The organism is Succinimonas amylolytica DSM 2873 (genome assembly GCF_000378405.1).
GTDB lineage: Bacteria > Pseudomonadota > Gammaproteobacteria > Enterobacterales > Succinivibrionaceae > Succinimonas > Succinimonas amylolytica.
The window spans coordinates 447,261-460,637 of record NZ_KB899637.1; the positions used below are offsets into that span (position 1 = coordinate 447,261).

Sequence of the window (13,377 nt, forward strand, 5' to 3'; positions counted from 1 at the left end):
GCATGAGACATCCCAGAGCCAGTGATTCCATGAGAATTCAGAATCTGCTGGACGGAAAATCCGAGGAAATCACGCTTCGGGAATTTACCTCGTATCCTCAGATTACCGCAAAATCCAGCTTTGATCTTTTCGGAACCCTAATGCTCCATACCGGATACTTTACCGTGGTTAAGGGAGAGGTTCCGAAAGCTGCGAACAGGGCGGTTATAAAAATTCCCAACAGAGAGATTCAGCAGTGCTTTATTGAAAAGGCCGGAGAGATCTTCAATCAGGACAATGAAGAATGGTACAGCCAGGGCCTGGATCTCCGGGATTCTCTGCTGGAGGGGGACGCCGCAAAGGCCGAGACTACTGCAAAAAAAATGCTTGAGCTCTTTGTCAGTGTCCGGGACAGTGCATACGAAAGCTTTTACCACGGATTTCTGGCCGGGGTTCTCGGCATGACGGGAAACAGCGACATCAGCATTCTGTCAAACCGGGAGAGCGGAGACGGTTTTTCTGACGTGATCATAAAGAACAAGGCAGCCCGGATTGCCGCGGTTCTGGAATTCAAGAAGAGCGGGAGTGACGAGCCGGACGCTATGGACAGTATCTGCAGCAGGGCTCTCAGGCAGATTGAAGAGCAGGCCTATGACCGGGAGCTTAAAAAAGCCTACCGGGTTATTCACAAGTACGGCATCGCCTTTTATAACAAAACCTGCCGGATTATCGGAGCCTAGCATTCCGGAATAACAGGGAGCAGGACGCGGTTAGTGCGGCGCAGTTTCTGCAAATTCCCATGATTTTCGGTCCGGTCTGAGGGTAACGGGGAATTCCAGTTTTCCTGCAAACACACCCGACCGGTACACCTTTCTCCATTTTTAAAAAACATCAGATATTCCGGGTGCCCCGGCATTTCGGGAAGTTGCTGCAGCCCCAGAACGGCCCCCGGGGGCCCTGGCGTTTTTTCATGGGATCGCCGCAGGACGGGCATACCGGTATATCCTCGCCGGTTTCTGCCGGAGCGGTTTTTCGGAGGAGACCCGAGGGCGCAGACTTTCCATTGCTTCCCGGGATTCCGGAGGAGCGGGTATCCGGGGCAGTCGCCTTTCTTCCGGGGACTTCTCCGGAAGCATCGATGGTGCTTCGGCATTCCGGATAGCGGGAGCAGCTCCAGAAGCTTCCCCGGATACCGTTTCTGAGCACCATCATGGTACCGCATTTCGGGCAGGAGGGGGGATCTCCGTCAGCGGGAACCGGAGCCGGTTTCTGGTACTTTCCGCTGTAGGCCGCGCCCGGTGCGGCAGGTGAGGAGGAGGAGCGGCGAGGCTGTGCCGTTCCTGCCGGAGGTACGTCTCGCGGAGCAGGAACTTCTGACGGAGTTCCCCTGACTTCCTGGGGGGGCGGCAGCGGATCTCCGAACTGCGGTCCGAAGCTCATATCGTTGAATATGGAATTCATGTCCTCCGGCGTCTGGTAAAATTCCGGAGGCAGCTGGCCCGATAAACCGGCCCCGGGGTCCGGAAACGGCGGGAATCCTCCCGGGAAATCTCCGGAGGCTATGGGGGCGCTGCTGCTTCCGGTTCCTTTCCCGGCTCCGGACTGTCTGCCGGTTCCGGAAATACGGCCCTTCATGGCCTTGTAGGTATGAGAAAACGGATTCTGTTCGGGGTCGTACATAAAATCTCCACTGTGCGGTAAATTCTGACTGCCGCTTTCCGGCTTCTGATGGTATCCGGTCCCGTCTCCGGACGCTCTCGGAGGCATGTCCGGAGCTTCCTGCCGGAACGGCGGGAAATCCGGAGAATATCCGCCGGAGAGCTGGTAGTTCATCAGAGGCTCCGGAGCAGGTGCTTCCGGAGCTTTTCCGGAGAACCGGGAGCGGGAATACCGAACCTCCGCAGGAGATCCGGTTCCCGGAATAACTGCAGCCGAAGCTCCGGTTTCAGGATTCTTTTTTCTTCCGGCGGTGCGGCTTCGGGAGCGTGATTCCGGGACTGCGTTTCCTGTACCGGTATCCTTTGCGGCTGCCTTCCGAGCTGCAGTGCCTGCAGTTCTCCCGGTTCGCGGCTTTCGGGATCCGGACCGGGCTGTTCCGGAGCGACTTCGGGCTCCTCCGGTATTTTCGGAGGCGGTGCCGCTCCGGCGGGAGGCGGCAGTCATGGCCGGAGCCTCCGGAAAGACGCGGTTCATTTCCTTTTCGATAATTTCAGTGACGAAGGCGGCGATGTCCTTTTCAAAACGTTCCTCGCTTTCTCCGGAATAGCCCTCCGCAATCTTTTCCAGACGCTGTTCCCAGCTGGCGGTGAGTCCCGGAGATGTCAGATCCTCTGCCAGAACACCGGTCATGAGGTAACGGCTTTTCGGAGTGGAAAGCAGGGTATTCCGTCCTTCTCTTTCCAGATATTCCCATTTCAGAGCAGAATCGATGATGCCGGCCCGGGTGGCCGGAGTACCCAGACCGTCGGTGTCCTTCAGCATTTTCTTCCAGACGGGATCAGTAACAAAGCGGGAGATGTTTTCCATGGCAGCCAGCAGGGTTGCCTCCGTGAAGTGTCGGGGAGGAGTGGTCTCCTTTTCCTCCAGGGTGAGATCCCGGATATCGTGAAGGTCGCCAGGCCGGGCATCCGGAAGCTTTTGCGGGGGAAGTCCCAGGGAACTGGCGTCGTCACTGTCCGTACTGCGTTTTTCGGAGGAGAGGCGATTTTCCTGATTCGCCGCCGGAGTTCCTGCTCCCTCATGCCGTTCCCGGGACTCGCCTTCGTAGAGAATCTTCCAGCCGGGGGATTTCAGAATTCTGGCGACGGCCTTGAATTTTTCGGAAAGACATTCCAGAACCATGACGGCGGAATCATAGACGGCGGGGGGATAAAACTGGGCGATAAAGGCCCGGCGGACGGCGGAGAAGACATTTCTTTCCTCTGTGGTCATGGCAGCCAGATTTACAGCGGGGTTTCCGGTGGGCACGATGGCATTATGGGCAGTAACCTTTGCCGTTTTATAGCAGGCCGGCTTTCGGGAGATGACAGCTCCCCGGAGGCTTTCCGCGATTCCGGGATCCTGAGCGGCCAGGGCCCGGAAAATGTCCGGGACCTCCTGGAACTGCTCGTCCGGCAGATATCTTGAATCGGTACGGGGATAGGTGGTGGCCTTGTGTTTTTCATAAAGGCTCTGGGCCAGAGACAGGGTTTTCTGGGCGGAATAGCCCCAGCGCTTGCTGCAGTGCTGCTGGAGTGATGTGAGATCAAAGGGCAGGGGGGGATATTCCTTTTTGTCCCGGCGTTCAAAGGACAGCACCCGGGCCTGCTGCCCCCGGCATTTTCTGATCACCTCTTCGGGATATTTCCGGTCCAGTACATGGCCGTCGGGATCCTGGACGCTTTCCGGAGGAAGCCAGCGAGCCTTGTATGATACGGGGCCGGCCGCCAGGTCTGCCAGAATTTCATAGAAGGTTACCGGCTGAAAGTTTTCAATAGCGAGATCCCGGTCCACAACCAGCTTTACCGTGGGGGAGATTACCCGTCCTACAGACACCACCCCGAGAGCGGAGCCCGCCTTCTGCATTTTCAGGGTATAGAAGCGGGTAAGATTTAGACCTACCAGCCAGTCGGCCCGGGAACGGCCCAGGGCGGCCATGTAAAGAGGTTCGGTTTCCGATCCGGGAACAATCGTCCGGAGAGCCTTCTGAATGGAGGCATCATCCAGGGCGGTGAGACAGAGACGTTTCAGGGAACCCCGGAATCCTGTGCGGTTCAGAATGTTGCGGGCAATGGCCTCTCCCTCGCGGTCGAAGTCGGTGGCAATAACCACCTCGGAGGCCTCCCTTACCAGTCCGGAAACCACCCGGTACTGATCCCTGGATTTGCTTGCCACCTGAAACCGCCACTTTTCCGGAATGATGGGAAGATCTGCAAGATTCCACTTTTTATAGGCCGGATCATAGTCATCCGGCATGAATTCCGTCAGAAGATGTCCGAGACACCAGGTTACCAGCGTTCCGCCGTTCGGGTCCTGCCAGTAGCCCTGAAGCCTTTTCCGGATTCCGAGGTTTCTGGCCAGATCTCCGGCCTGGGAGGGCTTTTCACAGATAAATAGGCGATAGCTCATGACTGCTCCTGGGTATTTTCATGTGAGTGATTGTACCGCAATCCCGGAGAAGAGCCGTCATAATTATGAGATGCTGCGGGAAATTTAGGAAGAAAATTCCCGCGACGGTGTTCCCGGGAGGCCGCAGAAAACTTTCCGGAATTCCTGGAGGCAAGTATAGGAGGGCCCATGTGCCGCCGGTGCCGTTTTCCGCTATTCCGGCATTCAGGCTGGCGTCGAGCATCAGAGACCGTATGGCGGTCTCCTGATTCCCGACATCTCCGGCATTTCCCGTTTTATGAGGTGATTCTGGGCCCCGGTTCCTTAGGGGGCCCTGTTACGTTCCGTCATGATTATCTCTTTCCTTCTCCAGGGACTTTCTCCGGAGATCGTTGATGAATCCGGTACTGAAGTGTTTGCACATATCCAGAATGGAAAAGCTTTCGTCATCGGGTTCGCTGTAATCCACATCAGGGTCTTCGAAGCCTTCCTCGGCAATGATTCTGGAAAACAGCGGTTCCGGAAGAGCCTTCCGGAGGCTATCATCATGCCAGAAGCTGTCCGGATCGTCCGTAAAACGGGGCGGAAGTTCCTTTTTTCCGTCAGCGGTGCCGTTGTTGAGAAGCCCTTTTACGCAGCTATCTCCGTAAACATCCCGCAAAACGTTGATCTTAAAATCCCAAAAACAGGCATAGGAGGAATCCCGGTCAGGATCGAAGCCAAGCCTCCTCTTGATTTCCTTAACATTTCCGGGTTTGATATTATCAGTATCAATCATCGTGGCTGTACTCGCGTCTGCTATAGCATCCAGGAATGCAGAAAAAAATGTCGAAATCCCTCGCGTAAAAGTCAGTCATAGTGGATAAAACAGCCGCATACGCTCCAAAAGTTTGAAGTAGCGCACTTTTTTGAGCAGCGATATGCCAGAAATCCGGTATTAGGAAGTACAATCCGGCTGTATTCAAGTATGCTTCCGTCTGTTCGGAGCATGTCTTATTTGCTGAAAGGTGTATGGTTTGGTCGCCTCCCTTTCAGCTTTTTCTTTTTGTTATCTGAATTTCTCAGGCAGTCTGTCTGACAGTCTTTACAAATCCTGGTTTGCCGCGGGCGAATTTTCCGGAAAGGCGGAAGATTCAGGGATTTCGGCGGCTGTTGCCTGATGTAAAACGTTTTCATAAAAATAATGATCTGCATCTACATCACTGGCGCTGCTGATTATAGCTGAAAAAAACAGGAATGGTGCTCAGGAATTATATTTTGCGTCAGGAAACGCACCTAAGAGGCTGAACGCTGTATGACTGTCAAATATCTGATTCACTGTTTCCTGGAAAATTTGACACTGTGTTCTCCGCTCGCGTTGAGACTATGGTTTTACTTTTACGGGCAAAATAGAACGGCTGAAAACCCCGTAAAATCAAGGGCTTAGCGAGATTTATAGTTTTGAGCGATTGAGGGGAAAACGGTATTTTTTGGTGTTTCTGAAAACACACTTATGCCTGGAGATACAGATGTGGTGGCTATGGTTTATTATTGCGGTAGGGTTGAGTCTATCGTTTTATTATCATAAATAGCGGTGTCTGCCTTATTTAAAGGCTCAGTAAGCATATTCTTCCAAAATCTTGATGGTATCATGAAAACTGCAAAAAAATTTTTGGCGTGATGAACTCGATTAAGTTTAAAAAGTTTTAGGGGATGCATATGGATAAAGTGACAGTGCTGCGTGAAAAAAAACATTGTAAAGACCAGCATTATCGGGATGATTGCCAATGTATTTCTTTCCGGATTCAAGGCGGTCATAGGCCTCATGACCAATTCCATTGCCATTGTGCTGGACGCTGTCAATAACATCTCTGATGCTGGCAGTTCTTTGATTACTATTATCGGGACAAAGCTGGCGGGCAGAGAACCTGACAAGAAGCATCCTTTTGGTTATGGCCGCATTGAATACCTGAGTGCCATGATTATTTCCGTGATCGTGCTGTATGCAGGCATTACGTTTTTTGTGGAATCTGGCAAACAGATCATTCATCCGGAGACACCTGACTATAACGCAGTCTCATTAATCATTGTGGCTGTTGCCGTAGTGGTCAAAATTCTGTTAGGCATCTATGTCAAAGGGGTAGGGGTAAAGGTGAATTCGGATTCCCTGAGCAATTCAGGAGAGGATGCAAAACTGGACGCGATCATTTCTGCATCGACGCTGGTTGCAGCAGGGATCTTCCTTATCTTCCATATATCTTTAGAAGCGTGGCTTGGTGCAATCATCTCCGCAGTAATCATAAAATCAGGCATAGAAATGCTGCGTGATACGATCTCCAAGATTCTTGGTGAGCGTAATGATCGGGAGCTTGCTAAAGCGATCCGTGATACTGTTATGAGCTTCCCGGATGTACAGGGAGCATATGATCTTGTACTGAACAACTACGGGCCTGATACATGGAATGGTTCTATTCATATTGAAGTTCCGGATACTTATTCAGCAGATAATCTGGATCAGCTGATCCGTGAGATCACGATGAAAGTTATCAGTGCGCATCATGTCATCCTCACTGCGATAGGGGTATACTCGGTAAATACAAAGGATGATGAAGTCATTCAGGCAAAGCGACGTGCTGAGGAGATCGTCTTTTCCCATGAATTCGTCAGACAGATGCATGGCTTCTATCTGCTCAAGGAGCAGAAATCAATGCGTTTTGACATTGTGATTATCTTTGATGCCAAGGATCGCAGAGCAGTGTACAATGAAGTGGTTGCTGATGTGAAAAAATCGTTTCCTGAATATGAGCTTCAGGTTGCGATGGATACTGATTTTACGGAAGAATAAGACTGATCAATAGACACATTCCAGTTTACAGATAGTTTTATGCATTTTGCCTTCCGTAAATCACAGATGTGTGAAAGATACAGCCAGCTGATAAAACAGCTGTGCCGCAGTTCCTAACTGCGATACTTAATACATATCCATATTTTTCGTTTGGAGACTCGATCCGGCGTTTAGCCTCATTCTTGAAAACAATGCAGGCGCTTCTGGACTGACAATCGAGACCTACCTATACGGCTGGGACCCTACCGTTATAACAGGCCAAAATACATATACTGGAGGAATAATATTATGTGGAATATGATTTGGCCATTATTGCTGATCGTGGGATCTAACTGTTTTTACAATATTTGCACTAAATCTATGCCGGAGAGGACAAACACATTTGGTGCACTTACAGTCACCTATCTGGTCGGTGCGGTGCTTTCGGCGGTATTGTTTGTTGTGAGCGTAAAACCAGCTGAGGTATTAAACGAGATAACCAGGATAAATTGGACTTCTTTTGTTCTTGGAGTTGCAATTGTTGGGCTGGAGGCAGGATATGTATTCCTGTATCGTGCTGGATGGAAAGTAAGTAATGGCGCACTAACAGCCAATATATGTCTTGCAATCGCTCTGGTGGTGATAGGTTTTCTTCTTTATGAGGAATCCATATCTATCAAACAGGTAGCAGGTATTATTGTATGCGGAATTGGACTTTTTTTGGTTAAAGGCTAAAGGAAAAAAATCCCGTTTGTGTGATTATTTATCTAACCGTGGCAAACAAACCGTAATAGCAGCACATGTAAACTGAACTTTTTCCATTTTTCTGATTGATTGTCTTCACATGGTTACCTCCATGTCATATAAATCACTCTGAAGGCTGTTTATAGCAACTGGTATTTTAAATTGTCCGATCCAGTTAGCATTGTACTTGCTCATTCAGGGGCAATGACGAAAAGCTGATTACCGGCGGCCGGCTGGAACTGGCCGATCTCCGGAAAAGCAAAGTCCTGCTGAAAATCTCCGGGGTTGTCAGCACCGGGAATTTTTTTCTGGATTATTCAGCGCAGAATCCGGACGCTCCGGAACTGGAATTTACCGCCAGTCTGCGGGATAATAGCAGCAATGAACAGGAATAACAGGGGAAACAGCCATGAACGCAACCGCCGTTTTCGATTACGAGGATCTTTCGCCGCTCCTGAAGCACCGCCGGGACGAACTCGTGAACTATCTCAGCGAACCAGAAAAGGTCACCACCAGCGGGCTTCTCTACCGCAGATTCCTCCGGTCTCAGTACATGGAATCCTGCCTCCCCGAGAGGGCTCCCCTTGTTAACGGCCAGTACCTTTTCAGCACCTACGGGATCAATAACACCAGCATTGGCCCTTACACCGGGGAGATCGACTACCCCAGGGCCGTTACCGGAGTGATCCAGGAGTTCCCCGGCTTCCTGAAGATCAGCAGCAACGGACGCTTCCGGTTTTTCCGGACGTATGTGAGGTCGTTTGAGCCCCTGGAACGGCAGCAGCTCTCCGTTCATGTGTTCGAGGACGACAACGGCCTGATCCCGCTTTTGCTGAAGGAGATGTCCCAGAACGGCAGTCATCTCTCGTGCTACGGCGTGTGGCGGAATCCCGTTATCTACAACGGGGATTTCCGGGAGGTGATGAAGGGGCGCTTCTGGGACGATATAAACCCGAACCGGGTCGGCAGCAGAGAAATGTCTTTCTGGGGGGATTTTCTGGTATTCATGGAGCCGGGAGCCTTCTACTTCCAGAGACTGGGATGCCACCGTCCCGAATCCGCGAAGATCCTGGAACCCGATTTCAGAAAGAGGGAATCATAACCGCGGCGGAACCGGAGAAGAAGGACGCCGAAACCGCGGATCTGGACGGCGTAAAGCTTTACTTTCAGGGCGGCCGGGGAACCGGCTATTCTCTGGAATGGGATTACTGAGGCGGTTCCGTCAGGGTGCCATCCCGGAGGAAGCATATTTTCCACGTACCCTCGAAACGGGGGGCTCATGTCTTGCGAAGATCCCCCTGTATCCCCCTGATTTATAGGGCTTTGCGAGAGGCTGGATGTTTGCAGGACCTGATGTCTGTATCCGGATACACCATTCATGTTTATGGGAACATATCAGCAGCGATACTTTTGGATAAAAAATAACCAAAAATTACCGATCTTTCCTGTGATCACCACAAAGGGATCTCACCGCGAGATCCTTTTGTGGCGAAGGTGTGAATGCTGAAAGGTGTTTTAGTTCCCTTTGCCGTTTAGTTCCTGATACGCATCACAGCCATTTTGCTCACCTAGATTACAGGCTTTTTTGTAATATTCCTTTGCCACGGCATTATTGGGTTCTACGCCAAGGCCATCTTCATATAAAGCCCCCAGGCTTCCGCACCCGGGAGCAAATTTAAGGCTGCAGGATTTTTCAAAATAGGAGCTAGCCTGGTTATAATCTTGTTTTACACCGTACCCCAAGCCATATAAAACACCTAAACGATGACAGCCACTGCCATAGTTCAGGTTGCAGGCTTTTTCGTAATAGGTTTTAGCCTGGCTGTAATCCTGTTTTACACCGGTACCATAGTGGTATGACTTCCCTAAGTTAAAGCACCCGCCGCCATGTTTCATGCTGCAGGCTTTCTCGTAATAGGTGTTGGCCTGGATGTAATCCTGTTTTACGCCAGTGCCGTCGAAATATGAATTCCCCAAGTTTACGCACCCGCCGCCATCGTTCATGCTGCAGGCTTTTTCAAAATATGATTTAGCCTGGATGTGATCCTGTTTAACGCCCAGGCCTTCCCTGTATAAAATGCCCAGGGCAAAGCATCCAAGGCCGTCATTCCTGTTGCAGGCCTCCAAACACTGAGTTTTGGCCTTAGAATATTCCTTATTATCCATATAGCTGTAGCATTCGTTATCTGCAGCGGCAAAAACTGTACTGCCTGACAGCAAGCCTGGAATAAGCATTAAATATTTGAATTTCATACGTCTTCGTAACCAATTTTTATCGGAATCTGTATAGCTTCGGTGCACAAAGTCAAAATAGGGCATTCTCCGGGAAAACGAAAGGGTGGAATAAAGGATTAGTTCTTCTGATTTTTGTTCAGAACCGGCTTTTTGCACCGCTCGCTGCTGTGATTTTAATCGCTAATCAGCATTATTGCACGCAAAAGTGGCCGGGAGCTGCCGCGTCCCCCGCCTGACCTTCCCGGTCATTCCGCCAGGCATATTTCCCGCAACGCAGACATGCTGCCGGAAAGCCTGATGGTGCTGTCGCTCATTTTAATTTTCGAAAAAAAGGATCCGTGGGAAAGGGCTTGGCTTAACCCTTTAATCCCGTAGCTGTTCCTTTAATTCCGCTCTGTTCCGTAAGCTGTCAGCCACCCGCCCGGACAGTGCTTTCATAAGGCCTGCCTCCGGGGCAATAAGGCTTTTTTTACAGCCTCCGAAAAAAGTTATGGCAGACTTATCCCCTGAGTCGGCCCAGAAAGGAGGTTATTATGTCTGAAACGTTCATAGAATCCGGAAAAGCCGCGGGATTCTGTCAGCTTCGGGGGATTCCGGTTCTGGTTCTGGCTGTGGGGGTACTGCTGGCACGTCCGGCGGCGGCGGATCTCAATTCCGAGATCAGCGAGCTTTACGGGGCTCTCAGCAATACTACCCGGCCCGGAGCATATGAAACAGAGCGGCGGGGGGTGATTTCCGGCGGGGATCTTACAGTGCGTGCGCCGGTAAAGTCTCTGGATCCGGTAACCGTAACCCTGCCGCATGCGGGGGCGGGGTGTTCCGGCATTGATCTTTACGGCGGGAGCTTTTCCTATATCAACCGGGAGGAGTTCATCAGCTTTATGAGAACCGTAGCGGCCAATGCCCAGGGCTATGCCTTTGAAATTGCGCTTTCCGCCATCTGTGAAAAATGTGCCCAGGAGATGGAGGTGCTGCAGCGGAAGGTGCAGGAGCTCAATCAGTATTTCGGAAACAGCTGTCAGCTGGCTCAGGGGGTGGTGAACGATTCTCTGGCCGCTTTTGGCAGAAAGGGACTTACGGACGCGTCCCTGATCGGACAGTTCGAGGGGATGGGGGATCTTTATGAACTGAGTTCCGTCCGGGATGCCGGCGAGGTGTACCGGAAAGCCCGGGATTCCGGTTCTGGTGAAGCGGCGCGCCTTACCGGAAATATCATGTGGCAGTCATTGATGGATAACGGCTTCTTTGCGGCAAATCCCGAAATCGCCGAGGCGGTAATGAGCATGACCGGAACCGTGATTGTGTCACGGGACGGCAGGAAGATCTCGGTGGCCCCGGGGGGCATCATCGGACTTCAGGACCTTATCGAGGGCGGGGAGGTAGCGGTTTACCGGTGTGACAGCCGGAAGCGGGACGGCTGTGCCACGGTTACCAGACAGCAGGTCCGGATCCGGGGGCTGGGGTATCTGGTGGCGGAGCAGCTTGTCGGAGATAACGGGCAGGGCGGCATCGTGGAGAAGTTTGCCCGGAATAAAGGAAGGCTCACCGCCCGGGAAGTCGGTATTCTGAATTCACTGAATCCGGGAATTCCGGCCATGATCCGGACACTCTCCGCCAGGAATCAGGGGGCGGCCGCGGAATTCAGCCGGGGGATAGCCTATGCCGCCGCTCTGGATCTGGCCGGCCGGTATGTAAATTCCTGGCTGGACAGTGCCGGGGGACTTATCCGGGAGAACCCGGGAGCGTTCAGCGGCATTCTGAGAGAGCAGCTTTCCGGAGTGCAGCAGAAGACCTCCTCCGAAAGACTGACGCTGCTCAGAAAATACGGTACGGATCGGGAAATCCGGGCTCTTTACGGCTATTATCTTCAGGATACCGGTACCGGACAGTATATGCCGGGACAGTTTGTATACGGCCGGGAAAAGCCGTGATACGGCTCCTCCATGCCGTTTCCGGAACCGTTATTGCTGCGGAACGGGATCTGAATGCTGTTTCCGGTGTTTAAAGTTCCGTCAAACATTGTATACTTAGCTTATGAATACGTTTTCGGAAGCCGGAGAGTGCTGCTTTCTCCGGCAGCGTTTTGTTTTGCATAAGGAGCGCGGGATATGAAAAGTCATGGCAGAATGCAGTTTTGGAATATGGTCCTGGCCGCCGGGGTAGGGACGCTTCTGGCGGTCTCTCCGGTCTGGGCCGGGGAGCAGTGCGTTGCGGATCGCACTCTGGCGCTGACCGGGGCGGCAGCTCTTAAAATGATGCCGGATCAGGCCCTGGTATCAGCTCAGATAATGGTTCTCGACAAGGAGGCCAAAAAGGCCCGGGACAGAGCTGACGCCGTGGTGAATGCCTTCTTTAAGGATCTTTCCGCAGTCGGCCTTGCCAGCAAGGATATCCAGGCCGGCAGTGTGCAGGTTTTTGAGGAATATGCCTGGGAGAAGGATCGCCGGGTTTCCAAGGGATTTCGTGCCACCCGGGCGGTTACCATTACCGTTAACGATCTGGCCCGGATTTCCGAAACCATGGATCTCGTGATGAAGAGCGGCTTTAACAACATTTCCGGCATTCACTACCGGGTGAAGGATTCCCGGGCAGTAAAGCAGAAGGTCCGGGAGATGGCGGTGCAGGATGCCGTGGCCAAGGCTCAGAACATTACCGGACAGCTTAATACCAAGCTGGGAAGGGTGAAGACGGTAAATTACGGCACTGTGGATTATGACAATGCTGAAAGCTTCCGCGCGAACAAGGCCGTCCGTATGGAGATGGGGGCTGCCCGGGCCGCCGGCAGCTACGACGATGGGGATCAGTACCAGGCGGAGGAGATTACCTTTACCGACCGGGTGGATATCACCTGGGAGCTGGAATAGCCCAGGGGAACCGGAGCGGGCCCCATAACTCTCTGATGGGGCTCAGGCGCTGCCCGTCCGGGAACGTCCTCCAGTGGTTTCCCCGGAGGGTGCTGCCCGGGAATTCCGGTGATGAGCAAATGTTTGCGTAGCCACATATTTACATATTCACATATTGATATTTATGGATATGTGTATCACACTGGTGACAGTAACAGGGGAGCAGTGATGGGAGTCCGGGAAGACGCGAGAAGGATTAAGGCTCTTTCTGATGAAAGCCGTCTGGCTGTTATGCTGGCGCTCCGGCATGGTGAAAAGTGTGCCTGCACGCTTATGACGGAACTCGGCATTTCACAGCCGACTTTGTCGCACCATATGAGAATTCTTTGCGACAGCGGTCTGGTGTCAGCCAGAAAGGACGGGAAGTGGGTGCTTTATTCCATTTCTGCTTTAGAAACGGCTTCCTTCCGGAGCATGATTGCCTCCTATACGAAAGCAGAAACTGAAGCCGCTGGTGCCGGGGGAAAGGAAAACAGCTGAGCCGGAGTGCATTTTACAGGAGGTCCGGGACTTCCTGTAAAAAACGGCCTTTATATTGATATATTTAAATATGTTTAACAGTATCGGATCTTTTGCGGGGACGGCGGGGAGCTCCCGGGGGAGAGTCTCTGGCAGAATTTTTCCCGG

Annotated in this window: 10 protein-coding genes; 7 read left to right on the plus strand and 3 right to left on the minus strand. The window is 52.1% G+C overall.

All coding sequences use genetic code 11. From position 1 onward, the window contains the following. On the plus strand, positions 1-719 hold a 719-nt coding region (locus F557_RS0111475; RefSeq protein ID WP_019002363.1), incomplete at its 5' end, for a PD-(D/E)XK nuclease domain-containing protein. Positions 720-870: 151 nt separating this feature from the next. Here F557_RS0111475 and F557_RS21340 read toward each other — a convergent pair. Both F557_RS21340 and F557_RS0111495 read right to left on the minus strand, forming a co-directional pair. Further along, on the minus strand, positions 871-4,086 hold the full coding sequence (locus F557_RS21340) for a DNA topoisomerase 3 (protein ID WP_019002365.1): 3,216 nt from the start codon (positions 4,084-4,086) through the stop codon (positions 871-873). Positions 4,087-4,402: 316 nt separating this feature from the next. Further along, positions 4,403-4,843, minus strand: coding sequence for a hypothetical protein (locus tag F557_RS0111495; RefSeq protein WP_019002367.1), 441 nt, complete (start codon positions 4,841-4,843; stop codon positions 4,403-4,405). 942 nt (positions 4,844-5,785) lie between these two features. Between F557_RS0111495 and F557_RS0111505 the strand changes: the two genes are divergently transcribed. From F557_RS0111505 to F557_RS0111515, 3 genes are all read left to right on the plus strand, one after another. Further along, the gene (locus F557_RS0111505) at positions 5,786-6,889 is read left to right on the plus strand and encodes a cation diffusion facilitator family transporter (RefSeq protein ID WP_211209536.1); all 1,104 of its coding nucleotides are present in this window, start codon (positions 5,786-5,788) and stop codon (positions 6,887-6,889) included. A 288-nt stretch (positions 6,890-7,177) separates the two neighbouring features. Then, positions 7,178-7,603: an EamA family transporter gene (locus F557_RS0111510; protein ID WP_019002371.1), complete on the plus strand. Its 426-nt coding sequence runs from the start codon at positions 7,178-7,180 to the stop codon at positions 7,601-7,603. Positions 7,604-8,021: 418 nt separating this feature from the next. Further along, positions 8,022-8,714 carry a hypothetical protein gene (locus F557_RS0111515; RefSeq protein ID WP_019002372.1) on the plus strand — a complete coding sequence of 231 codons (693 nt, stop codon included), beginning with the start codon at positions 8,022-8,024 and terminating at the stop codon, positions 8,712-8,714. A 413-nt stretch (positions 8,715-9,127) separates the two neighbouring features. Here F557_RS0111515 and F557_RS23295 read toward each other — a convergent pair whose 3' ends face one another. Continuing rightward, positions 9,128-9,865 carry a tetratricopeptide repeat protein gene (locus F557_RS23295; protein WP_019002374.1) on the minus strand — a complete coding sequence of 246 codons (738 nt, stop codon included), beginning with the start codon at positions 9,863-9,865 and terminating at the stop codon, positions 9,128-9,130. A gap of 515 nt (positions 9,866-10,380) precedes the next feature. Between F557_RS23295 and F557_RS19770 the strand changes: the two genes are divergently transcribed. The 3 genes from F557_RS19770 (at position 10,381) to F557_RS19775 (ending at position 13,230) form a co-directional block, all read left to right on the plus strand. Beyond that, the gene (locus tag F557_RS19770; protein WP_019002376.1) at positions 10,381-11,778 is read left to right on the plus strand and encodes a conjugal transfer protein TraH; all 1,398 of its coding nucleotides are present in this window, start codon (positions 10,381-10,383) and stop codon (positions 11,776-11,778) included. Positions 11,779-11,955: 177 nt separating this feature from the next. Further along, positions 11,956-12,711 (plus strand): SIMPL domain-containing protein, encoded by a 756-nt coding sequence (locus F557_RS0111545; protein ID WP_019002378.1) that lies wholly within the window; start codon positions 11,956-11,958, stop codon positions 12,709-12,711. Between the two features lie 207 nt (positions 12,712-12,918). Beyond that, entirely contained in the window at positions 12,919-13,230 is a 312-nt protein-coding gene (locus tag F557_RS19775) for an ArsR/SmtB family transcription factor (protein WP_019002379.1), read from the plus strand. Positions 13,231-13,377: the final 147 nt, after the last annotated feature.

What these genes read in the sequence shown, in the direction of transcription:
- F557_RS0111545 (WP_019002378.1), top strand. Translation starts at nt 11,956, where the DNA reads ATGAAAAGTCATGGCAGAATGCAGTTTTGGAATATGGTCCTGGCCGCC.
- F557_RS21340 (WP_019002365.1), bottom strand. Translation starts at nt 4,086, where the DNA reads ATGAGCTATCGCCTATTTATCTGTGAAAAGCCCTCCCAGGCCGGAGAT.
- F557_RS0111495 (WP_019002367.1), bottom strand. Translation starts at nt 4,843, where the DNA reads ATGATTGATACTGATAATATCAAACCCGGAAATGTTAAGGAAATCAAG.
- F557_RS23295 (WP_019002374.1), bottom strand. Translation starts at nt 9,865, where the DNA reads ATGAAATTCAAATATTTAATGCTTATTCCAGGCTTGCTGTCAGGCAGT.
- F557_RS19770 (WP_019002376.1), top strand. Translation starts at nt 10,381, where the DNA reads ATGTCTGAAACGTTCATAGAATCCGGAAAAGCCGCGGGATTCTGTCAG.
- F557_RS0111510 (WP_019002371.1), top strand. Translation starts at nt 7,178, where the DNA reads ATGTGGAATATGATTTGGCCATTATTGCTGATCGTGGGATCTAACTGT.
- F557_RS0111515 (WP_019002372.1), top strand. Translation starts at nt 8,022, where the DNA reads ATGAACGCAACCGCCGTTTTCGATTACGAGGATCTTTCGCCGCTCCTG.
- F557_RS19775 (WP_019002379.1), top strand. Translation starts at nt 12,919, where the DNA reads ATGGGAGTCCGGGAAGACGCGAGAAGGATTAAGGCTCTTTCTGATGAA.